19 protein-coding genes and 1 pseudogene are annotated in these 20,794 nt (G+C 72.3%); 8 read left to right on the forward strand and 12 right to left on the reverse strand.

Translation table 11 applies throughout. From position 1 onward, the window contains the following. Nucleotides 1–44 precede the first annotated feature (44 nt). From ACFPIJ_RS21050 to ACFPIJ_RS21060, 3 genes and pseudogenes are all read right to left on the reverse strand, one after another. The gene (locus tag ACFPIJ_RS21050; RefSeq protein WP_380116878.1) at nt 45–629 is read right to left on the reverse strand and encodes a YidC/Oxa1 family membrane protein insertase; all 585 of its coding nucleotides are present in this window, start codon (nt 627–629) and stop codon (nt 45–47) included. Between the two features lie 91 nt (nt 630–720). Then, nucleotides 721–978 carry a hypothetical protein gene (locus ACFPIJ_RS21055; protein WP_380116922.1) on the reverse strand — a complete coding sequence of 86 codons (258 nt, stop codon included), beginning with the start codon at nt 976–978 and terminating at the stop codon, nt 721–723. Nucleotides 979–1,066: 88 nt separating this feature from the next. Then, a pseudogene (locus ACFPIJ_RS21060) lies at nt 1,067–1,528 on the reverse strand (diguanylate cyclase); the annotation flags it as partial. A gap of 396 nt (nt 1,529–1,924) precedes the next feature. Here ACFPIJ_RS21060 and ACFPIJ_RS21065 point away from each other — a divergent pair. The 5 genes from ACFPIJ_RS21065 to ACFPIJ_RS21085 all read left to right on the forward strand — a co-directional run bounded on the left by ACFPIJ_RS21065 (nt 1,925) and on the right by ACFPIJ_RS21085 (nt 6,906). Beyond that, nucleotides 1,925–2,890, forward strand: a complete 966-nt coding sequence (locus ACFPIJ_RS21065; RefSeq protein WP_380116879.1) for an ABC transporter ATP-binding protein — start codon at nt 1,925–1,927, stop codon at nt 2,888–2,890. Then, nucleotides 2,874–3,752 (forward strand): ABC-2 transporter permease, encoded by an 879-nt coding sequence (locus tag ACFPIJ_RS21070; protein ID WP_380116880.1) that lies wholly within the window; start codon nt 2,874–2,876, stop codon nt 3,750–3,752. The genes ACFPIJ_RS21065 and ACFPIJ_RS21070 overlap by 17 nt, the downstream gene beginning before the upstream one ends. Beyond that, nucleotides 3,752–4,663 carry an ABC transporter ATP-binding protein gene (locus tag ACFPIJ_RS21075; RefSeq protein ID WP_380116881.1) on the forward strand — a complete coding sequence of 304 codons (912 nt, stop codon included), beginning with the start codon at nt 3,752–3,754 and terminating at the stop codon, nt 4,661–4,663. The genes ACFPIJ_RS21070 and ACFPIJ_RS21075 overlap by 1 nt, the downstream gene beginning before the upstream one ends. Continuing rightward, a complete protein-coding gene (locus ACFPIJ_RS21080) occupies nt 4,663–5,376 on the forward strand; it encodes an ABC transporter permease (RefSeq protein ID WP_380116882.1) in 714 nt (237 codons plus the stop codon). Before ACFPIJ_RS21075 ends, ACFPIJ_RS21080 begins: the two co-directional genes overlap by 1 nt. Nucleotides 5,377–5,502: 126 nt before the next feature. Further along, the gene (locus tag ACFPIJ_RS21085; RefSeq protein ID WP_380116883.1) at nt 5,503–6,906 is read left to right on the forward strand and encodes an MFS transporter; all 1,404 of its coding nucleotides are present in this window, start codon (nt 5,503–5,505) and stop codon (nt 6,904–6,906) included. On the opposite strand, the gene ACFPIJ_RS21090 is transcribed toward ACFPIJ_RS21085, so the two are convergent. Together ACFPIJ_RS21090 and ACFPIJ_RS21095 are read right to left on the reverse strand one after the other, a co-directional pair. Then, nucleotides 6,866–7,621: a 3-ketoacyl-ACP reductase gene (locus tag ACFPIJ_RS21090; protein ID WP_380116884.1), complete on the reverse strand. Its 756-nt coding sequence runs from the start codon at nt 7,619–7,621 to the stop codon at nt 6,866–6,868. The genes ACFPIJ_RS21085 and ACFPIJ_RS21090 overlap by 41 nt on opposite strands. Then, a complete protein-coding gene (locus ACFPIJ_RS21095) occupies nt 7,618–9,006 on the reverse strand; it encodes a hypothetical protein (RefSeq protein WP_380116885.1) in 1,389 nt (462 codons plus the stop codon). Before ACFPIJ_RS21095 ends, ACFPIJ_RS21090 begins: the two co-directional genes overlap by 4 nt. A gap of 78 nt (nt 9,007–9,084) precedes the next feature. On the opposite strand from ACFPIJ_RS21095, the gene ACFPIJ_RS21100 reads away from it, so the two are divergent. Further along, nucleotides 9,085–9,450: a hypothetical protein gene (locus ACFPIJ_RS21100; RefSeq protein WP_380116886.1), complete on the forward strand. Its 366-nt coding sequence runs from the start codon at nt 9,085–9,087 to the stop codon at nt 9,448–9,450. Between the two features lie 57 nt (nt 9,451–9,507). Here ACFPIJ_RS21100 and ACFPIJ_RS21105 read toward each other — a convergent pair whose 3' ends face one another. From ACFPIJ_RS21105 to ACFPIJ_RS21125, 5 genes are all read right to left on the reverse strand, one after another. Next, a complete protein-coding gene (locus tag ACFPIJ_RS21105) occupies nt 9,508–11,109 on the reverse strand; it encodes a DUF2334 domain-containing protein (protein ID WP_380116887.1) in 1,602 nt (533 codons plus the stop codon). A gap of 20 nt (nt 11,110–11,129) precedes the next feature. Continuing rightward, nucleotides 11,130–12,299 carry a non-hydrolyzing UDP-N-acetylglucosamine 2-epimerase gene (gene wecB / locus ACFPIJ_RS21110; protein WP_380116888.1) on the reverse strand — a complete coding sequence of 390 codons (1,170 nt, stop codon included), beginning with the start codon at nt 12,297–12,299 and terminating at the stop codon, nt 11,130–11,132. A gap of 13 nt (nt 12,300–12,312) precedes the next feature. Further along, nucleotides 12,313–13,623: a glycosyltransferase gene (locus ACFPIJ_RS21115; RefSeq protein ID WP_380116889.1), complete on the reverse strand. Its 1,311-nt coding sequence runs from the start codon at nt 13,621–13,623 to the stop codon at nt 12,313–12,315. A gap of 3 nt (nt 13,624–13,626) precedes the next feature. Next, complete coding sequence (locus tag ACFPIJ_RS21120) at nt 13,627–13,794, reverse strand: LPXTG cell wall anchor domain-containing protein (RefSeq protein ID WP_203853677.1); 168 nt, start codon at nt 13,792–13,794, stop codon at nt 13,627–13,629. Nucleotides 13,795–13,984: 190 nt separating this feature from the next. Beyond that, on the reverse strand, nt 13,985–14,803 hold the full coding sequence (locus ACFPIJ_RS21125) for a serine/threonine-protein kinase (RefSeq protein ID WP_380116890.1): 819 nt from the start codon (nt 14,801–14,803) through the stop codon (nt 13,985–13,987). Between the two features lie 191 nt (nt 14,804–14,994). Here ACFPIJ_RS21125 and ACFPIJ_RS21130 point away from each other — a divergent pair, with 191 nt between their 5' ends. Together ACFPIJ_RS21130 and ACFPIJ_RS21135 are read left to right on the forward strand one after the other, a co-directional pair. Beyond that, nucleotides 14,995–15,987 carry a LacI family DNA-binding transcriptional regulator gene (locus ACFPIJ_RS21130; protein WP_380116891.1) on the forward strand — a complete coding sequence of 331 codons (993 nt, stop codon included), beginning with the start codon at nt 14,995–14,997 and terminating at the stop codon, nt 15,985–15,987. A 7-nt stretch (nt 15,988–15,994) separates the two neighbouring features. Further along, nucleotides 15,995–17,344: a serine/threonine-protein kinase gene (locus ACFPIJ_RS21135; protein ID WP_380116920.1), complete on the forward strand. Its 1,350-nt coding sequence runs from the start codon at nt 15,995–15,997 to the stop codon at nt 17,342–17,344. Between the two features lie 66 nt (nt 17,345–17,410). Here ACFPIJ_RS21135 and ACFPIJ_RS21140 read toward each other — a convergent pair whose 3' ends face one another. Both ACFPIJ_RS21140 and ACFPIJ_RS21145 read right to left on the reverse strand, forming a co-directional pair. Beyond that, nucleotides 17,411–17,542: a hypothetical protein gene (locus ACFPIJ_RS21140; RefSeq protein ID WP_380116892.1), complete on the reverse strand. Its 132-nt coding sequence runs from the start codon at nt 17,540–17,542 to the stop codon at nt 17,411–17,413. A 409-nt stretch (nt 17,543–17,951) separates the two neighbouring features. Then, the gene (locus ACFPIJ_RS21145) at nt 17,952–20,780 is read right to left on the reverse strand and encodes an ATP-binding protein (RefSeq protein WP_380116893.1); all 2,829 of its coding nucleotides are present in this window, start codon (nt 20,778–20,780) and stop codon (nt 17,952–17,954) included. Between the last annotated feature and the right edge of the window lie 14 nt (nt 20,781–20,794).

Genomic DNA, 20,794 nt, shown 5'->3' on the forward strand with positions numbered 1-20,794 from the left:
AAACCGAAAAAACTTTGCGCCAGTACGTGCAAAAGCGTTCTGGCTCATCGCCTTGCGACGAAACGCTCGACGGCCGTCCACAGCCCCGAGGTGACGAGGTAGATCCCGGCCGCGACGGGAGTGAAGACGGCGAACGCCACGGTCCCGAACGACAGGGCGCGGACCAGGGCCGGTGAGCCCTCCGGCAGCTGCCGGACGTTCCAGCCGGCGATCGCGGCGAGGGCGGCGACGATGAGCCAGCCGGTGAGCAGGGCCGGGTGGTCGAGGAGCCGGGCGGTCAGGTCGGCGCCGAGCAGGGTGTGCCCGCGGACGGCGTCGCCGCTGAACTCGCGGTACAGCAGCCAGATGACGGGCGCCTGCGCGAGCATCGGCAGGACTCCGGCGAGGGGACCGGACCCTTCGGCCCGCATGAGCTCGGTGGTCTTCTCGGCGAGGGCGACGGGGTCCTTGCCGTGCCGTTCCCGCAGCGCGGTCAGTTGCGGGGCGAGCCTGGCGCGGACCTTCTCGGCGCGGTACGCCCGCAGGCTGAGCGGGAGCAGCGCCGCGCGGACGGCGAGGGTGGCGATGACGATGGCGGCGGCGACGGAACCGGTGGTGGAGGCGAGCAGGACGAGGACATGGTGCAGCACGATGGGAGCCCTTCGGCAGGATGCGCGCACGCGCCAGCCACCGCAAAGGGTCGGGGGTGCGCGGAGATGGACGAGCGGGAGTCGGGAGGGACTACCGCTGTCCAGGCGCGCGGGGGCGCGGCCGCCCGGCCGCGTCGGGGTCCATCGCCCGGGTGGGCCGGGCCTGCCGCGAGCGGGCCCGCGCCGGCACGGGGACGGCGCGCTGCGCCGCGGTGGGCGCACCGGTGAGCAGGCGCGCCGCGAGCACGATCGCGAGTGCGGCGAGGACCGCCGTCGCCATGGCGACGGCGTCGGCCGGCGAGGTCACGGAGGACCACGCGGCGAGGAGGGTGGCCAGCGACCACGACATGCGAATGAGGATACGCTTGCCGCGCGACCCTCATGTCAACCACGAACTCGTCGCCACCGAGCCGGGCGACCAGATCGCCCTCGCGGGCGTGGGCGCGCAGCCGCGAGGCGACGACACGCAGCAGCTCGTCGCCGGCGGCGTGGCCGAGGGTGTCGTTGACGGCCTTGAACCCGTCGAGGTCGAGCACGAGCACGGAGGCCGGGACGCCGGGGGTGAGCCCGGAGCGGGTGAACTCCTCCAGCAGGTTGCGGTTGCCCAGGCCGGTCAGCGGGTCGTGCAGCGCCTGGTGGCGCAGCTCCGCGCGGGCCTCGCCGAGCTGGCGCAGCAGGACGGCCACGACCAGGTGCAGGGCCGGGGCCAGGGAGACCAGCTCGTTGGGCAGCGGGTGGCCGGCGATCGGCTCGGCCCAGCCGTAGAGCGCGACGCAGCTCAGGGAGGTCGCGAGCCAGGTGAGCAGGGCGCCGGTGAGCTGGTTGCGGAAGGCGCCGACGACGATGGGGATGACGAAGATCGGCCAGAGGGTGACGTCGGTGTAGCGGATCGTGCCCATGATCGCGCCGATGGTCGTCGCGGTGTCCAGTGCCACCAAAACCGCACTTATCCGCGTATAAGAGACATGCCCGACGTTGCGGAGCGCGTACCAGGCCAGGATGTTGGTCAGCACGAGCGGCGCCGCCCACAGCGTGAGTGTGTTGGGCACGGGGAGCAGCACCACGGTGCACACGACCCACAGCACGGAGCCGGACCGGCTGATCAGTCCGGCCCACTCGATGCTGCGCCGGAAACGGAGCAGTGGCAGATCCACGCCCCAACGTCGACCGCGCGTAACCGAACCTGAGAAGGATCTGAGGCAATCTGAGGAAAATCTCAGGTTGAACCCCTAGGTGGACGCTTTCAGGTGCGTTCCGGATAGTCCTCAGGGTTGACGGTCCGTAAGGTCGGCGACGTGGCACTCATCGAGACGCGTGCGCTGACGAAGCGCTACGGGGGTGGCGTCACCGCCCTTTCGGAACTTTCCCTGGCGGTGGAGCCAGGGATCATCGGGCTGGTCGGCGCGAACGGCGCCGGCAAGTCCACCTTCATCAAGATCATGCTGGGGTTGCTCCAGCCGTCCGGCGGCGACCTGCGGGTGCTCGGGCTCGACCCGACGACCCAGTCCGTGCAGGTGCGGCAGCGGGTCGGCTACATGCCCGAGCACGACTGCCTGCCGAGCGAGACGTCGGCCGCCGAGTACGTGACGCACCTGGCGCGGATGAGCGGGCTGCCCGCCAACGCCGCCCGGGAGCGGGCGTCGGAGGCGCTGCGGCACGTCGGGCTCTACGAGGAGCGGTACCGCCAGATCGGCGGCTACTCGACCGGCATGAAGCAGCGGGTCAAACTGGCGCAGGCGCTCGCCCACGACCCGGACCTGCTGCTGCTGGACGAGCCGACCAACGGCCTCGACCCCGCCGGCCGAGACGCCATGCTGGAGCTGGTCTACCGCATCGGCACCGAGTTCGGCATCTCCATCGTCGTGTGCTCGCACCTGCTCGGCGAGGTCGAGCGGATCTGCACGTCACTGATCGCGATCGACGGCGGCAAGCTGCTGCGCTCCGCGACCGTGTCGGACATGACGACCAGCCGCGACGTGCTCACCGTCGAGGTGAGCGAGGGCGTGGAGCTGCTTGTCGCCCGCCTCGCGGAGCAGGGACTGCCGGTGACCCGTGACGGCGCCGCCCTCATGGTGCCGTTGGACAGCGAGGAGGTCTACGACCAGATCCTCGTGGCCGTGGCCGAGCTGGACCTGCCGTTGCACCGCCTCGACCAGCGCCGGCACCGCGTCGCTGAGCTCTTCCAAACCCCGTCAGTGACCGGGCCGAACGGACAGACCGGACCGGCAGCACAGGAGGTCGGCCATGGCGCAGCCAACTAGCGTCATCCATGACATCGGCTATCAGCGTTACAAGGGGCCCCGGCTCGGCCGCTGGTACGCCAACCGTTCCCTCTACGAGCAGAGCCTGCGCACCGCGTTCGGCATTGGCCGGGGCGCCAAGGCGAAGATCTTCCCGTGGATGGTGATCGGCATCGCGCTCAGCGTCGCCGTCATCCAGATCGCGGTCCGGTCGCTCACCGACCAGTCGTTCATCACCTACCGGGGGTTCGCGGCCACCATCGCGTTCCCGGTGATGCTGTTCCTCGCCATCGTCGCGCCCGAGCTGGTCTCCCGCGACCTGCGGGACCGCACGCTGCCGCTGTACTTCAGCCGGCCGCTGGCCCGCACCGACTACGCCCTGGCGAAGTACACCGCCCTGGCAACCGTGATCCTGCTGCTGCTCGCCGTGCCGCAGCTGCTCATGTACATCGGCGCGGTCTTCACCCGCACCGACGGGTTCTCCGGCGCCATGAAGGAGCTCGGCGACATGGGTCCGGGCCTCGTCGGCGCCTTCATCCGGGCGCTGGTCCTGGCCGCGATCGCGCTGCTCGTCGCGTCGCTGACGGGCCGGCGGGCGTTCGCGGCGGCGTTCATCGTCGGCGTGTTCATCATCACCACGCCGATGGTCGGCATCCTCAACGTCATCGGCGGCGAGGGCAGCGCGCTGGCCAGCCTCTCGTTCGCGGTGAACCCGATGACCCTGCTCATCGGGCTGGACCAGTGGCTGTTCGGGGCGGAGCCGGACCAGGGCGGGGGGATGCCGATCGGCGACTACGGCCCCGTCTACGGCGCCGCCACCCTGGTCCTGCTCGCCGGCTGCCTCGGTCTCCTGCTGCTTCGTTACCGGAAGGTGGCCGCCTGATGGGCACCGTCGACCTGCAACACGTGTCGCGCTGGTACGGCAACGTCGTCGCCGTCAACGACGTCACGATGACCCTCGGTCCGGGCGTGACGGGCCTGCTGGGCCCGAACGGCGCCGGCAAGACCACGCTGCTGCACATGATGTCGGGCTTCCTGGCCCCGTCGAAGGGCACGCTCACCGTCGACGGCGCGCCGTCGTGGCGCAACCCCGACGTGTACCGGACCCTCGGCCTGGTCAGCGAGCGGGAGGCGGTCCACGGCTTCCTCACCGGCAAGGAGTTCGTGGTTGCCAGCGCGCGGCTGTTCCGCCTGGCCAACCCGGAGGAGGCGGCCCGCCGCGCCCTGGCGATGGTGGAGATGGAGCCGGCGCAGGACCGGCGGATCGACACCTACAGCAAGGGCATGCGGCAGCGGATCCGCGTCGCCGCCGCGCTCGTGCACGACCCGGGCGTGCTGCTGCTGGACGAGCCGTTCAACGGCATGGACCCGCGCCAGCGCTTCCACATGATGGACCTGCTGCACAAGATGGGCGACGACGGCCGCACCGTGCTGTTCTCCTCGCACATCCTGGAGGAGGTCGAGCAGGTGTCCGGCACCGTGCAGGTCATGGTCGCCGGCCGGCTCGCCGCCTCCGGTGACTTCCGCACCATCCGCCGGCTGATGACCAACCGGCCGCACGTGTTCTCCATCCGTTCCAGCGACGACCGCCGCCTCGCGGTGGCGCTCATCGGCCAGGCATCCGTCGCGGGTGTCGACATCGACGCAACCGGCCTGCAGGTGCGCGCGTCCGACTACGGCACGTTCACCCGGTCGCTGCCCCGCATCGCGCTCAAGGAGGGCGTCCGGGTGCGCCAGCTGCTGCCCGCCGACGAGTCCCTGGAAAGCGTCTTCTCCTACCTGGTGGGTGCCTGATGAATCCGACCATCGCCCGCATCACCCTGCGCGGCCTGCTCGGCCGCCGGCGGATCTGGCTGCTGGTGCCGCTGCCGATCCTCCTCATCGGCTTCGCCTGGGCGGCCCGCGCGTTCGGCGAGGCGCCGGCAGAGTGGGGTGAGCCCGTCATCGTCGGGCTCGGCTTCACCGCCGTGCTGCCCGTCATCGCGCTCATCGTGGGCACCGGCGTGCTCGGCTCCGAGATCGACGACGGCACGATCACCCACATCCTGTCCAAGCCGCTGCCGCGCTCCGAGATCGTGTTCACGAAGCTCGCCGTCGCGGTCGGGGTCACCGGCGGGTTCGCCGGGGTGCCGCTGTTCGTGGTCGGGCTCCTCGCCGACTCGACCCCGCTGGCCTTCGCGCTGGTCGTCGGCGCGTTCGTCGGGGCCCTCGCCTACTCGGCGCTGTTCCTGGCGATCAGCGTGCTCACCCGCCGCCCGGTGCTGCTCGGCCTGGTGTACGTCGTGCTGTGGGAGGGCCTGCTCGGCAACATCATGTCGGGCACGGCGAAGCTCAGCATCCAGCAGTACGTGCAGACGATCGTCGACTGGCTGGCCCCCACCGACGTCCTCGCCGGTTCGGTGTCGGTGCCGGTGAGTTTCGTGATGGCCGGCGTCTTCACCGTCGGGATGACGGCGCTCGCGGTGCAGAAGCTCCGGACGTTCGCCGTGGCGGGCGAGACGGGCTGACGTCGCCACCGCCGGTGCGAGGGGCTACCGTGCGCACGTGAGCGGGCCGGAGCGGAGCGCAGGAGCCGCGAACCAGAATTGCGGTGTTGGCTCAGGCCGACGCCGGAGCGCAGCGGAGGTGGCGGCATGAGCTTCCACCGCGTCTACAGCGTCGCCGTCTTCATCGTGCTGGCGTCGCTGGACAACGTGGCGATCAGCCTGGTGCCGCCGCTCTACTCGCCGATCAGCCGCTCCCTCGGCGTCGGCGAGGGAGCGCTCGGCGTGGTGACCGCGGTCGGCTACCTCGTGACCGCGGTCGCCGCCGTCGGCTGGGCGTACGCCGGCGACCGCACCGACCGCAAACCCGTCCTCATGATCGGCACGCTCATCTGGGCCGGCGGCGCGGTCGGCACCGTGTTCGCCGGCGGCTACTGGGCGTTCCTCGCCGCGCAGATGCTCGCCGCGGTCGGTCTCGGCGCCGTCGGCTCGGTCGGCTTCTCCGTCGTCAGCGACCTCATCTCGCCCCGCCGCCGCGGCCTGGTGATGAGCCTGTGGGGGCTGTCGCAGGGGATCGGGACCCTGGCCGGGGTGCTCGTCGCCAGCCAGCTCGGCGGCGCGGACTGGCGGCGGCCGTTCCTCGTGCTCGCGGGCCTCGGGGTCCTCGCCTCCGCGGCGTACTTCACCACCGCCGACATCCGCCGCGGGCAGAGCGAACCGGACCTCGCCGCGGTGTTCGCCGCCGGTGAGGAGTACGAGCACCGCATCTCCCGCGCCGACCTGCCCGGCATCATCGCCCGCCGGACCAACGTCTGGCTGATCCTGCAGGGGCTCACCGCCCAGGCCGCGTTCGGCTCCCTCGTGTGGCTGCCGCGGTTGTTCCAGGCCAAGGCCGAGGCGCAGGGCTACGACGAGCAGTCCGCCATCCAGATCGGCGGCATCCTCGCAACACTGTTCCAGCTCGGCGGGGTGCTGTCCGTCGTGGGTGGGATGATCGGCGACCGCTGGCAGCGGCGGGACGCCGGCGGGCGGGCCAAGGTCGCCGCGATCGGGATCCTCGCCGGTGTTCCCCTGTACGTGCTGCTGTTCTTCGCGCCGTTGACCCTGCCCGCGCCGGACGGGCGGTCGGCGACGGCGTTGGTGCTCGGCGCGCTGTTCACCACGCCGAGCCTCCTGGCGGCGTTCCTGTGCGCGCTGCTCGCCCTCGCGCTCACGTCCGCGAACTCGCCGAACTGGTTCGCGCTCATCGCCGACGTGAACCCGCCCGAGCACCGCGGCACCGTCTACTCCCTCGGCAACCTCGTCAACGGCGTCGGCCGGGCCACCGGCAACGGGCTCGTCGGGGCGGTCTTCGCCGCGCTCGCACGCAGTTTCCCGCCACCGACGAACCTCGCCGTGGGCCTCGCCGCGTTCCAGGTCTTCTTCATCCCGACCGGCGTCATGTACTGGCGCGCCTCCCGCACCGCCCCGGCCGACATCGAGGCGGTGCACGAGCTGCTGCGCTCCCGCGCCGCTACAGAGTCCGCAGGTGGAACCCTCCGTCCACGTCGATGACCTGGCCGGTGGAGAACGGCAGCAGGTCCGTGGCGATCGCCACCACCGCGCGGCCGACGTCCTCGGGGGTGCCCCAGCGCCGGATCGGGGTGATGCCGTCGGTGAGGATGAGCCGGTCGTACTTCTCCTGCACGGCACTGGTCATGTCGGTGGCGATGATGCCCGGCCGGACCTCGAACACGGTGATGCCGTGCTCGGCGAGCCGGGCCGCGAACAGCTTCGTCATCATGCCCAGGCCGGCCTTCGTCACGCAGTAGTCGCCCCGGTTGACGCTGGCCGTGTAGGCGCTCATCGAGGAGATCGTGACGATCTTGCCCGGTGTGCCGGTCTCGATCATCCGGCGGGCGACCTGCTGGGTGAGGAAGTAGGGGCCCTTGAGGTTGATGCCGACCAGGCGGTCGAAGGACTCCTCGGTCGCCTCCAGCAGGTCCGCGCGAACGGCCGGTGCGACGCCCGCGTTGTTGACCAGGAGGTCGAGGGCGCCGAAAGCGTCGTGCGCCTCCTGCACGAGCCTTGCGCGGTCCTCGGCATCGCCGACGTCCGCACGGACGAGGGCGGCCCGGACGCCGAGCTTCTCGATCTCGGCCGCGGTGTCCTCGGCGGCGGCGAGGTTGGCCGCGTAGTTGACGACCACGTCGAAACCGGCGCCGGCCAGGGCGAGGGCGATGCCCCGGCCGATCCCGCGGGACGCGCCGGTCACCAGCGCCGCGCTCACGCCGCCGATCCTTCGCCGCCGACGCCCGCCGCTTCGGTGCCACCGGTGGCCGCCGTTTCCGGGCCGCCGGTGGCCTCCGCTTCCGGGCCGCCGAAGAACGTGTAGTACGGCCCGTCGACCAGCCGGCCGAGGTACAGCGCCAGCTCCCGCAGGTGGTAGTCGCCCCACATGCTCGACTCGCCGTTCGGCACCGACTGGCCGGGCGCGACGTGGTCCCAGCCGTTGGGCCGGTGGTAGACGGAGTGCAGGAGCAGCCCCTCGTGCCGCGGGTCCACCGACAGGTAGGGCTCGGCCAGCAACGTCCTTGCCACCGTCAGTCCTGCCTGGGTGTACCGCTCCTCCCCGGTGGCCCGCCCGAGCCGCAACAACCCCTGCGCGGCGATCGCGGCAGCGCTGGAGTCGACCGGCTCGAACGCGTTGTACGGGTCCGCGGGCGCTTCCACGTCCAGGTGCACCAGGCCCGGCGCGCCGGTGTCCCAGTACGGCACGCCGTCGGCGGGGGAGTGCTCGATGTAGAAGTCGCACGTGGCTTGCGCCGCCCGCCGGAACAGGTCGGACTCGTGGAACTCCAGCAGCTCGGCGAAGCCCAGCATCGCCCACGCCAGGCCTCGGGTCCACGTGGAGAACGGCGAATACCCCTGCTGCGTGCTCGGCGCCCGGAACCGCCCGTCGTTGACGTTGAAGAGGGCCTCGTGCACGGTGCGCCCGCGGACGTCGTACACGTCGCGGCCGTCGCCGAAGTAGACGTTGTAGCGTGCCGTGCTCGCCGCGTGCTGCTCCAGCCGGGACAGCAGGTCGATCCGCTCGTCGTGCTCGCCCATCAGCACGTGCCCGAGCCGGTGCGCCACCGCCAGGGACCGGCACGAGCGGATCGTGTCCACGAACAGCGACTGCGGCCCGTTGAACGAGTAGATGTACCCGCCGCCGTCCGCGGTCCTGCTCCATCGGGACGCCTGCACGGCCCCGCTGACCTTCAGTGCCAGCTCTGCCATCAACAGATCCCGGTCGTCGACGCGGCCCTCACCGATCAGCCGGCGCAGCGTCCCGTACGTGCTGATGTTGTTGAATCCGTGGTCGTGCACGCCGATGTGGCTGACGTGCGGCGCCATCACCCCGATCGTGTGGCGGCGGCCCTGCTCGTAGAAGTGGCGGTCGCCGGTCGCGTCGAACTGCAGCAGCGCCGAGCCCACCTGGAACCCCTGCGTCCACTCCGTCCAGCCGCGCGCGGTGTACCGGCCCTCGACGGTGAACACGGGCGCGCCCTGGCTGCCGCCCGGCGGGCTGGACCGGTCGATCGCGTCGATCTTCCCGGCGGACAGCTCCCACATCCGCCCGACCGCGGGCAGCAGGTCTTTGGGTGTGAGTTCGTGATCGATGCGCAACATGCCCCGAGGATAAGGGGAAAGCGCTTTCCTGAGAACCCCGGGGTGGGGACGAACCTGCGCGTGGCAGGATGGCGCGTGATGGATGCGACCGCTGTTGAGGATGTCGCCGCGCGCTGGGTCGCGGCCTGGACCACCGGCCGCACCAGCGTGCTGTTCACGCTGCTCGCCGCCGGCGCCCGGGTCGAGTCCAACCTGGATCCCGACGGCGACTTCATCGAGAAGCTCACCGGCTACGCCGCCGCCCTGACCTCGGTCTCGGTCTTCTCCCGGACCGTGATCGACCGGCGCGTCGCCCTCGTCTACGACTGCGCGGTCGACGCCGAGCAGTTCCGCCTCGCCGAGTTCCTGGTGCTGACGGAGTCCGGCCTGATCGCCGAGGTCCGTCGGGTCTACGACCTGTATGCGGTGGAACGCCTCATGCCCGAGCTGCTCCTCGAGACCTGACAGCGGAAGGCCGGGCCCCGCGGAACGGGACCCGGCCTTCGGTGTAACCCGAGGGGATTACGACATCGCGGCGGCGGAGACGAAGGTGTAGCCCAGACCCTGGATGCCTTCCACGGTCTGCTTGAGGTAGGCGGTGCCGAGGTACGGGTGGTAGAAGAAGCTCGCCACGCCGTCGCGGACCGCCAGGTTGGTCTTCGCGTTCGCGATCAGGTCGGCCGGCAGGACCGCCGGGTGCTGGTTGAACGGCTCGGGCTCGATGTTGCCGATGTTCTCCGGGATGACGGTCGTGCCGTACACGTCGCGGACGGTGTAGGGGAAGAACTGCCCGACCATGTGCGCCGTGCTGTTGTCGACGGTGCCGCCGGACAGGACGCCGGGGAAGTACAGGCCGCGCTCGTAGCGGGTGCTGTAGAGCGAGTTGATCGTCTTGTAGTCCAGTGCGCTCGCCGCGTAGTGCGGGAACTCGAAGATGGTCGGCTGCTTCAGGCCCGCGAGGAGCCAGTCGGCGCGGGAGGCCACGACGCGGGCGGTGACGTTGAGCGCCGAGTCGTTCTTCACCGGGCCGTCGTAGATGACGGCGTCGTTGGCGTCGACGTGGGCCATGAAGAACTCGAAGTCGTTGGCGCTGACCCCGTCGTAGGGGTTGTTGAGCGCGTCGAGCTGGTGGGTGTAGCCGTGCTGGAGCAGGGTGCCGCCCTTGCTCTGCATGTACTTCAGGGCGCTGACCACCAGTGGCCGCTGGCGCAGCGTGTAGTCCTCGGCCTTGCCATTGTTGTTCACACCTTTCGGGTCGCGGTAGCGGCTGTAGACGGCGACGGTGAACGGGACGTTCTTCGACGACAGGTAGTCGGCGACGGCGCGCAGCTCGGCCGGGTCGGCGTCGGGGCCGACGTCCTCGATGCGGACCAGGGCCCGGTGACGGGCGGCGGTCTGCGGGGCGAGCACCGAGTACAGCAGGTCGGAGAACGCCAGGTAGCGGTCGTTCGACGTGATGTAGGACAGCGGGATCTCGCCGAGGTAGGTCAGGTTGCCGGACTTGATGCCCCACGGGAACGTGGTGCCGTCGGCGCGGACCGCGGTGCCGACGGCGACGGCCTTGGCCGGGTCGGAGATGACGTAGTCCATGATGCCGCCGGCGTTGCGCACGTCGCGGGTCATCGTGGTGCCGTTGTACTCGATCGAGGACACGGCCGAGGTGTCGTAGCCCTTCCAGGTGTACCCGTACCTGGCGACGAAGTCGGCGGAGCGCGCGGTCAGCTGCCAGATGTTGTTGTACATCCAGACGACCGGCTTGGCGCCCGCGAGCGTGTCGTCGAGGAACGCGGTCGGCAGCGGCTCGTCGTAGGTGGAGCCCACGTAGACGACGGCGGAGTACGCCGCCATCTCGCCGGCCTTGTAGGCGCCGACCGGGTGCGCGGTCCAGGACCCGAAGTGCGAGACGAGGTTCGTCGCCATCGTCCCGTAGTCCTCACCGAGCCACGAGTACGGGCCGGTGTTGTCGTACAGGACGAGCGTCTTCGTCGCGGCGTTGGAGCCGGGGGCGCCGGTGCCGGACCGCGTCGCGGTGGGCGCGGCGGCGACGGCCTGGGTGGCCGGCACGGTGAGAGCGAGCGACGCGGCTACGGTGACGGCTGCGAGCGAACTGATCAACTTGCGCATGTCGGTACGAGATCCCTGATTCAGACGGAGACGGTGGTCGGCATGGGGGCGGGGTGCGAGGCGAGACCCAGGAGTGCGGCCACGGCCTGTTCGGTGCGCTGGGAGGCGAGTCCGTCGCCGTAGGGGTTGCCGTTGGCGGTCATCGACTGGCGCAGGACCGGGTCGTCGAGCAGACGGGCCGCCTCGGCGACGATCAGGTCCTCGTCCGTGCCGACGAGCTTGGCGCAACCGGCGTGCAGCGACTCGACCCGCTCGGTGACCTCACGCAGGACCAGGGCCGGCACCTTGAACGACGGCGCCTCCTCCTGGATGCCGCCGGAGTCGGTGAGCGCCAGGTACGCGTTGGACAGCAGCCGGGCGAGGGCCGGGTAGGGCAGCGGGTCGGTGATCGTCACCCGGGGCACCCCGGCGAGGCCGGCCTCGACCTGGGCGCGGACCGCCGGGTTGGCGTGCGCCGGCAGGACGACCCGGATGTCGGGGTACGCCTCGATCAGGCGGCGCACCGCCGAGAGGATGCGCTCCAGCGGCTCGCCCCACGACTCGCGGCGGTGCGCGGTGACCAGCACGAGCCGGGCCTCCCCGTGCTCGGCGGCGTCGACCGCCGCGGCGACCTCGACGTTCTCGAACGGCAGCGATCGGGCCGCGATCGACAGCGCCGCGTCCACGACCGTGTTGCCGGTGATGAGGACGTTGGCCGGGGAGACGCTCTCGTCGAGGAGGTTCGTCGCGGCGAGGGCGGTCGGCGCCAGGTGCAGCGCGGCGAGCTGGCCGACGAGCTTGCGGTTGGCCTCCTCCGGGAACGGGGAGTCCAGGTCGCCGGAGCGCAGCCCCGCCTCGAGGTGCACGACCGGGATGCGCCGCCAGAACGCGGCCATGGCACCGGCGAGCGTCGTGGTGGTGTCGCCCTGGACGACGACCGCGTCCGGCTTGCGCTCCTCGAGCAGGGCGTCCAGCGAGGAGATCATCGACGTGAGGAGCTCGGGCTGGCTGCCGGTGACCCGCTCCAGCGGCAGGGTCACGTCGGCCTGGACGTCGAACGCGTCGAGGGCCTGGGTCACCATCGTCGGGTGCTGCCCGCTGGCGACCAGCACCGGGGTGAGCCGGCCGGCGGCGCGCATCGCGGCGGCGACGGGCGCCAGCTTGATGGCCTCGGGGCGGGTACCGGCGATGAGGAAGACTTCGGGAGACATGTGCTGACGTCCTTTACGAGAGAGCGGGCTCTTCGACCAGGCGTTCGGTTTTCGCCCAGGCCTGTCGCCGGCTGACCTGCCGGCCGATCGCCCGCCAGGTCGAGACCAGGCCGAGCAGGAGGAAGAAGGGGTACGCGACAGCGGCGACCAGCAGTCGCCAGAGCTTCTCGTCGCCGAGCTGCATGCGGTGGACCAGGGCCCAGACCAGACCGGGGATGGTCATGCCGAGCGCCCAGAAGAGGGCGACGTGGCCCATCTGCGCCCACGAGTGGATCATGATGGTCCGTCCGTGGCCGGGGACCAGCCGCCACATCGCGACCGCCCAGAGGCCGAAGACCGCGGCCGTGCCGAAGGCGTTCATCCACGGCGCGAGCAGGTAGTACAGCATTTCCAGCAGGGCGTGGTTGCGGATCTTCCGGGAGGCGATCAGCTTCGGCACGTAGCCGACACACTGCAGGTTGCCCTGGGCCCACCGGGTGCGCTGGCGCAGCAGCCGCTTCACGTCGACGAGGCCCTGCTGCTTGACGTTGGCGATCGAGGTGTACCGGATGCGCTCGCCGTTGAGGTGCATGCGCAGCCCGAGTTCGAGGTCCTCGACCAGGCAGTGCGACCAGGGCGCGTCGCCGAGCTGCATCAGCGACGACAGCCGGGCGAACTGCCCGTTGCCGCCCAGCCCGACCGTCCCCGCGGCGTTGCGGAGCAGCTGGCTGGCGTTGGCGACGGCGGCGAACTCGAGGTCCTGCACGGCGCCCAGGACGCGGTTGCGGTTGTGGATGCGCACCCGGGTCTGCACCGCCCCGACCTGCGGGTCGCGCATCTGCCGAGACACCTCGGTGAGGATGTTGTCGCTGCCCCGCCCGTCGCCGTCGATGACGCCGACCGCGACCAGCGCCGGGTCCTCACCGTGGGTCAGAGTCAGGTCGCGGATCGCCCGGAAGGCCGCGTTGAGCGCCTCGCCCTTGCCCTTGCGGGCGTTGGGGAAGTCCCGGCGCAGCACCGTCAAACCCGGGTGGTCGATGGCGGCGAGGACGTCCGGGGTGCCGTCGTCCGATCCGTCATCGACCACCAGGACCCTGGTGCGTGTGCCAGCCGGGCCCGCCAGCGCCAGTGCGGCGGAGACGGTCCGGCCGACAACCCGTTCCTCGTTGAGGGCGGGCACGACGATCCAGAAGGTCAGCGGTTCGTGCTGGTTCGGCGCGACGGCATCGCGCCGGCGGCGCCGGCCGGCAGTGGCCGAGTCGCGGGTGGTGAAGGCCACCAGCGCCAGGTTGTATGCCGGCCAGAGCGTCAGCAGCGCGAAGCCGACCAGAAGGATCGCCGTCATGCGTCAGGCTGCGCTGCGGTTGAAGCGGGACGCCCGCACCATCAGGAAGCCGGTGACGACGAGCGCGACACCTGCGACGACGATGGCGAAGACGGGGCTTCCGGTGACTGGCAGCGACGCGGCGGTGGATCCGCCGGTCACGACAACGCCGGTGACCTTCGTTCCTGACATGACAGCTTCCCCTCGGCTATCTCTCCGGCGGTGCTTCCCGGCTCCTTGCTGGCAACCGTTGTGCACCTTGTCCGAGAAGCTTGGAACGACCGAGGGGCAATCACAATGGGTGAGGATGGTCGGATACACCCGAGCGGACCAAGTCCGCCCAACGACCTGACAGAGCCCTTACGCAGGCAAAACTCGGCGACTACGCAGAGTGGTGCGACTGTGTGTGGTAGCTCTCAGTGAAGGACGTGGGATGTTGCCAGTCGGGTGCGAACTCTGCCCAGAGCGCCAGGGCGACCCTGGCACTCTCGGGCCGGTCCGCCGGCCGCTTGGCCATGCACTGGCGGCACAGTTCCGCTACGGAGCGTGGCAGCCCGGGCGCGAGCAGGACCGGCGTGGCCACCGGTTGCAGCAACCTGGCGCCCGGTGCGTGCGGCGAGCGTCCGGTGAGCATCTGGTACAGCAGCACGCCCAGGGCGTAGACGTCCCAGGCAGGCGCATGCTCGATGCGGGAGGCCGCCGGGTGCGCGAACGGCACCGCGAGCCCGAAGTCGATGATCTTCACGCCGGCGGTGGTCAGCATGACGTTGTCGGCGGTCAGGTCGCGGTGGGCGATGCCCCGGCGATGCGCCACCGCGAGGAGCTCGGCGACGGACGCGGCGATCTCGACCGCGTGCTGCCACGGCAGCGGTCCCTCGGCCAGCCGTTTTGTCAGCGGTACGCCGTTGAGCAGCTCCATCGCGACACAGGGGACGCTGGCGCGTCCGGTGTCGAGCTCGCCGTACCCGAAGATCTTGGGCACCGTGGGATGCCGCATCCGCTGCATGAGCAGGGGCTCCCGGCGGGCCGAGTGCACGGCCCGGCCGTTGTTGGCGAACGCCGGTGCGAGGACCTTCACCGCGGCGGGGCGCAGCTGCTCGAGGTCGACGGCCTCATAGACGAGGGACATGCCGCCGCGAGCGATCGGGCGGACGAGCAGGAAGCGCTCCAGCACCCGGCGCCCCAGCTCGATCTCCGACACAATCGCCGACTATTCCCTATTCGGTCCCGATCGCGGAAGTCCCAGCGACGTTTACCACAGCCCGTGTCGATGCGATAAATACGGATATGTCGGGTGAACCAAAGGAACCGCACAGCCGATCGAAACCCATAGTTGACATCCGGGTAACCGTGGCTGACGCTGGCCGCAGGAATCGCTCTACAGGAGACGGGATGCCTGACGAGCCATCGCCACCAACCGTCACCGAGGTCGCCGCCGCCGCGGGGGTCTCCGCGGCGACCGTGTCGCGCGTCCTCACCGGCCGGGTCAGGGTCAGCACCTCGGCCCGGGTGTCGGTGCACGACGCCATCGCACAGCTCGGCTACGTCCGCCACCGCGGGCCGCGCCGGCCCGATCGCGTGGCGCAGCGACTCCCCGTCGCGGCCCTCGTCTTCGAGCCCACCGCCCGGCTGTTCCACGACACCTTCTCCGCCCGGCTGCTCGCCGGCGCCGAGGAAGAGCTGACCCGCCACGGCATCCCGCTGCTGACGATGTCCGCGACCCGCGGCACGATCGCCTCGGCGACCCAGTTCCTGACCACCGGCGGCGTCGGCGGCGTGCTGCTGCTCGGCGGGCACAGCAGCCACCCCCTCGCGGTCTCCCTCGCCGCGTCCCGGGTGCCGCTGCGGGCCACCGGCCGCCCCGCCGAGGGCCTCGAGATCCCGTTCGTCGACGTCGACAACCACGACGGCGCCCGGCAGGCCGTCGAGCACCTCATGCTGCGCGGCCGGCGCGCCATCGCGACCATCGCCGGGCCGCCGGACTCGGCCGCCGCCGCCGACCGCCTCGACGGCTACCGCCGCACCCTCGAAGCCGCGGGCCGTGCCCCCGCCGTGGCGTACGGTGACTTCACCACCGCCTCGGGTGGCCACGCCGCCGCCTGGCTGCTGGACCGCATGCCCCGGCTGGACGCGATCTTCGTCGCCTCCGACGCGATGGCCGCCGGCGCGCTGCAGGCGCTGCGCAAGGCCGGCCGGCGCGTCCCCGAGGACGTCGCCGTGGTCGGCTTCGACGACGCGCCCCTGGCCTCCTACACCACGCCGGCGCTGACCACCGTGCGCCAGCCGGTCTCCGACCTCGGCGCGGTCGCCGCCGCGCTGCTGCTGGAAGGCTCGGAGGACAGTCCCGTGCTGCCGACCGAGCTCGTCGTGCGGGCATCAAGCTAACGACGTGATGCATGACGGTCAGCTCCGGCAGGGCGACGTCCTGGCCCGCCGGTACATCCTGAGACAACCCGTCGGCGCGGGCGGCATGTCCGTCGTGTGGCGGGCCTGGGACTCCAACCTGGAGCGCACCGTCGCCGTCAAGGTCCTCGACGGCCCAGTCGGCACCGACGGCGGCCAGCGGGAGCGGATCCGCCGCGAGGCCCGCGCCGCCGCGCGGATCGAACACCCCAACGCGATCGGCGTCTACGACTACGGCGAGACGGTCACCCCGCACGGGCGGATCGCCGCGTACGTCGTCATGCAACTGCTCGACGGCGTCTCCCTCGCCGGCCGGCTCGCCGAGGGCCCGCTGCCCTGGGTGGACGCCGTCGCGGTCGCCGCCACTGTCGCCGACGTGCTGCACGCCGCGCACCGCCGCGGTGTCGTGCACCGCGACGTCACCCCCGAGAACGTCATGCTCACCACCGACGGCGTCAAGCTGCTCGACTTCGGCATCGCCGCCGACGTCGGCCAGCGCGACACGCTGACGTTCGGCACCCCGCCCTACGTGGCGCCGGAGCGGCTCGTCGGCGCGCCCGCCAGCGGCTCCACCGACGTGTACGCCCTCGGCGTGCTGCTGTTCGAGATGCTCACCGGCGCCCCGCCCCTGCAGGCCGGCACCTGGGACGAGCTCGAACGCGCCGTCGCCCTTGACCAGCGGCCCGCCCTCAACGTGCCCGGCCTGCCGCCGGCGGTGGCGGCCGTGTGCCTGCGCTGCCTCGCCACCGACCCCACCGAACGTCCCACCGCCGCCGAGGTCGCGGCCATCCTGGAATCGGCGTCAGAACGCGGCCGCCGCCGGTGGGTCACGGTGCTCGCCGTCGTGCTGGCGGCGTCGGTGCTGGCCGGGCTCGGTTACGTGTGGCGCGACGGCCAACGGCGCGACACCACCGCCCCCGCCCCGACGGTGAGCATCGTCGTGTCCATCCCTCCGGCGGTCACGGTCCAGCCGACGCCGACGGTCACACCCACGCCGACCCGGGCCCGCACCCCGTCCGCCGGCGCCACGACGGGCCAGCCGTCGTCGCTGCCGCCGTCGTCGCCGGCGACGTCCAGGCTCAGCCCGCAGCAGGCCGGCCAGGCCGTCCTCGACGTCGTCGACCGCCGCTCCGCCGCCGGAGAGATCCGCTCCGACGTCGTCGACGACATCCGCAACCAGGTCAACAACATCATGGGACAGCCGGTCGACGCCGGGCCGCGCGTCGACCGGCTCCGCAACCAGCTGGTGGACCGCCGTCGCGATGGGGGCATCACCACCGCCGCCGCGTACGACGAACTCGACGCCGCCGTGGCCGCTTTTGCCGCGTCACTGACCTGACCGTCAGGATGGACGAGACTGAGCTTCGTCTGAAGGTAGCGACGAGGGTGCGGTCCGTCGCGGTGTTCAGCCCTCCGTGACCCGCCACCGCACCCCGTGCCCGGACAGGAAGTCCATGAACGACTCCGGGTCGAATGCCTGCGACGGTGCCAGGACGCCGGCCTTGGCCCCGTCCGTGCCCTCGACCTCGCCACGCACGGTACGTCCGCCTTGTCCGGACGCCTCGACGGAGATCGTCCACCTGCCCTGCCGTCGCTGTTCGTCGTCGGGTCCTTCGGGCAGGGAATCGATGACCGCAGGGGCCGATCACGTCCTTTCAGCGCGTCGAACGACCCGCCGAGCAGACCTTCCATACGTCCGACCGGCACGTGTCTGGGCACCGCTTGTTGATGTAGTGCTGTTCTCCCGTGGTGTCGACGTAGTGCGCTCCGGCAGCGATCGCTGCGCGCACGACCGGCGCCGAGCCGAGCGAACGGCCCGGCGGTGCTGACCACGGCGTCGGCGCCCGCGAACGCCGCCTCCAGCGATCCCGAGGTCGCTACGGTGTGAAAGCAGACCGGCCGCACCTGACGTAGCCCCTGGTGCAGGAGCAATCTTGGGTCCCGCCTCAGGTCGGTGTGACGACCCGGTGCCGGACCGCCCACATCGCCGCCTCGGTCCGCGACGCCGCGCCCGTCTTGCGCAGCAGGTTGGACACGTGCACGGTGACGGTCCTGATCGAGATGCCCAGTGAGCTGGCGACCTGCTGGTTCGACATGCCGGCGGCCAGGCAGCCGAGCACCTCGATCTCCCGGGCGGTGAGGTCGCCCCCGGCCCGCAGGCTGTGCAGCAGGGTCTCCGCCTCGGTGAGCCGCCAGCCGGGCCAGTGCACGAGCAGCGCGACCGCCCGCTCCGCGTGCTGCCGCGCGTCGCCGGCCCGGCCGAGCCGCAGCAGGGCGTGCGCGACGGCGGTGTGCACCGCGGCGTCGTACGGTGCGGCCTCCACCACCTCGACGGTGCCGCTCCCGCCGCCGTCGTCGGCCGCGGCCGGGTCGCCGTGGTGCAGGTCGCCGTGGTGCGGGGCTGCGGGGTGCGGGGCGGCGGGGTGCAGGTGGTGCAGGGCGGCGGGGAGCAGGTCGACGGCGGCCGCGTCCCGGCCCGCCGCGACCGCCAGGAGCAGCCGCAGCTGCGGTGCCGCGCCGACGGCGTCGCCGACGAGGTCCTCGACCGTCGCGGCCGGCACGCCACCGTGCAGCGCCCACCGGGCCGCCTCGACCAGGCGGGCCGGCCGGCACCGGCCGACGCACTCCGCGAGGGCGAGCGCCGGGTCGACGGGGTGGACGCCGCGGGCCGCGACCGCCACCCGCAGCACCCGGACCAGGCCCACGTCACGGCCGTCGCCGTCGGCGCGGGCGAGGAGCCGGACGGCGAGGGGATCGTCGCCGCGTTCGACGGCGAGGAGCCCGGCGGTCGCCGTGAACCGGACCCGTTCGACGGGGTCGGTCTCGATCGGCAGCCGGGACCACACCAGCGTCTCCGCGCGGGCGAGATCGCCGGTCCGCAGCGCGTGCGCGACGCCGAGCGCGGTCGTGCGCCCCGCGCAGAACTCCAGGCCGGCCCGGCCGATCGCGGCCATCGCCTCGTCGAACACCCGCCGCCCCGGCACGTCACCGAGCCTGGGCAGGCTGACCGCGACGAGGTTGTTGACGGCCCGGCCGACGGTCACCGGGTCCCGGTCGTGCTCGGCGATCTGGCGGCAGGCGTGCAGCAGGGCAACGCCCCGGTCGTGCGCCCCGCTGAACGCCAGCGCGGTCCCGAGCGTGACCCCGGCCGACGCGATGCTCTCCCCGGCCTGTTCGGCGGCCACCATCGCCGCCTCCGCCAGGGGCACCACCTGCGCCGGCTCGGACAGGCGCAAGGCGCTCGCCGCCTCCGCCGCCGCCTGCCGGGCCGATGCCGCCGCGACCGCACCACCGTCCCCGGTGCCGGCCCCCGGCGTGGTGAGGGCGGCGTGGGCGTCGGCGAGTGCGGCCAGGTGGCCGGCGCGGTCGGCGAGGCACCAGCGGATCTCGGCGAGGAGCCGGTGCGCGTCGGAAATCCCGGCCGGGTCGGCAGCCTGGCGCAGCCAGTCCGCCGCGTGCCGCTCCGCGGCCGTGAACCGGCCCGCCACGAAGGCCGCGGCCGCGCCGACGCGGGCCAGGTCGCGGCGGGTGGAGTCGCGGCGGGCGGGGTCGGTGGGGTCGCCGGCGCGCAGGCCGAGGTCGACCAGTTCGAGGGCGGCGTCCGGCAGGCCGGCGGCCAGGCTGGCGTGCGCACCGCGTACCGCTGCCGCACTTGCCTCACCCAGCCGCCCGAGGGCCGCCGCGTGCCGGGCGAGGGCGGCGTCGTCGCCGAGCTCGACCGCCAGGGTCCGGGCCATGCCGTGGACCCTGGCCCGCTCGCTCGGCAGGGCGCTGCGGGCGAGGGCGTCGCGCAGCAGCGGGTGCCGGAACCGCAGCGGGCCGGCCGGGGCCAGGTCGGGGGCGATGACCAGCATGCCGAGGTCCAGCAGCCGGCGCAGCGCCGGCTCGATCTCGCCCTCGCAGACGTGCACGAGGACGTCGGTCTCGACCGGGTCGCCGAGCAGGGCCGCGGCGCGGGCGACCCGCCCGACCAGGGCCGGCTCGCCGGCGAGGGGTTCGACGAGGAGGCCGGCCACGTGCGCGGGCAGTGGCGCGCCGGCCAGGTCGCCGCGGGCGGTGACCAGCTCGGTCAGCCAGAACGGGTTGCCGCCGGTGCGGGTCAGCAGCGCCCGGACCGTCTCCGGAGCGGGGGCGCCGCCGCGGTGCGCCTCGATCAGCTCGGCGGTCTCGCGGGCGTCGAACGGCGTCAGGTGCGCCCGGACCACCGAGGGCGCGCCGCTGAGCCGGCGCAGCGTCCGCGCGGCGGCCGGTGCGAACGCGGCCTCCTGCGGCGGGCGGGTCGTGACCAGCAGCAGCGCCGGCAGGGCGGCGGTCGCGGCGAGCTCGCCGATGAGCGTCAGGCTGGCCGGGTCGAGGTCATGCAGGTCCTCCACGACGAGGACGCCGCAGCGCCCGTCGAGCAGGGTGCGGACCACGTCGACCGCGGCCCGCAGCATCGCGGCGGGCGCCAGCCGGGTCCCGGCGCCGGGGGCGGGGGAGCGCTGCGCGAGCTCCGCCGGCACGCCGCCGTCGAGGGGGTGGCCGCTGAGCACGGAGGCCAGCCAGTCGTGCGGTGCGGCGCCGAGGGTCCGGGCGGCGCCCGCCAGGACGACCGGCGGCTGCGGGTCCAGCCGCTCCAGGACCTCCGCGACCAGCCGGCTCTTGCCGCTGCCGGCCTCGCCCGTGACCAGCACGACCCGCGGCCCGTTCCCGGACGCCGCCCCGGTCTGGGCCGTCCAGGCACCCGTGATCTCGGCGAGCTCCTCGGCTCGTCCGATGAACGGGGTGGCAGGCATGCGGCCACGATACG

Source organism: Dactylosporangium cerinum, from assembly GCF_042653625.1.
Taxonomy (GTDB): domain Bacteria; phylum Actinomycetota; class Actinomycetes; order Mycobacteriales; family Micromonosporaceae; genus Dactylosporangium; species Dactylosporangium cerinum.

Coding starts and splice junctions, on each gene's coding strand:
- ACFPIJ_RS21100 (WP_380116886.1), top strand. CDS start 9,085: ATGGATGCGACCGCTGTTGAGGATGTCGCCGCGCGCTGGGTCGCGGCC.
- ACFPIJ_RS21080 (WP_380116882.1), top strand. CDS start 4,663: ATGAATCCGACCATCGCCCGCATCACCCTGCGCGGCCTGCTCGGCCGC.
- ACFPIJ_RS21095 (WP_380116885.1), bottom strand. CDS start 9,006: ATGTTGCGCATCGATCACGAACTCACACCCAAAGACCTGCTGCCCGCG.
- ACFPIJ_RS21120 (WP_203853677.1), bottom strand. CDS start 13,794: ATGTCAGGAACGAAGGTCACCGGCGTTGTCGTGACCGGCGGATCCACC.
- ACFPIJ_RS21085 (WP_380116883.1), top strand. CDS start 5,503: ATGAGCTTCCACCGCGTCTACAGCGTCGCCGTCTTCATCGTGCTGGCG.
- ACFPIJ_RS21075 (WP_380116881.1), top strand. CDS start 3,752: ATGGGCACCGTCGACCTGCAACACGTGTCGCGCTGGTACGGCAACGTC.
- ACFPIJ_RS21115 (WP_380116889.1), bottom strand. CDS start 13,623: ATGACGGCGATCCTTCTGGTCGGCTTCGCGCTGCTGACGCTCTGGCCG.
- ACFPIJ_RS21070 (WP_380116880.1), top strand. CDS start 2,874: ATGGCGCAGCCAACTAGCGTCATCCATGACATCGGCTATCAGCGTTAC.
- ACFPIJ_RS21055 (WP_380116922.1), bottom strand. CDS start 978: ATGTCGTGGTCGCTGGCCACCCTCCTCGCCGCGTGGTCCTCCGTGACC.
- ACFPIJ_RS21145 (WP_380116893.1), bottom strand. CDS start 20,780: ATGCCTGCCACCCCGTTCATCGGACGAGCCGAGGAGCTCGCCGAGATC.
- ACFPIJ_RS21135 (WP_380116920.1), top strand. CDS start 15,995: ATGCATGACGGTCAGCTCCGGCAGGGCGACGTCCTGGCCCGCCGGTAC.
- ACFPIJ_RS21105 (WP_380116887.1), bottom strand. CDS start 11,109: ATGCGCAAGTTGATCAGTTCGCTCGCAGCCGTCACCGTAGCCGCGTCG.
- wecB (WP_380116888.1), bottom strand. CDS start 12,299: ATGTCTCCCGAAGTCTTCCTCATCGCCGGTACCCGCCCCGAGGCCATC.
- ACFPIJ_RS21130 (WP_380116891.1), top strand. CDS start 14,995: ATGCCTGACGAGCCATCGCCACCAACCGTCACCGAGGTCGCCGCCGCC.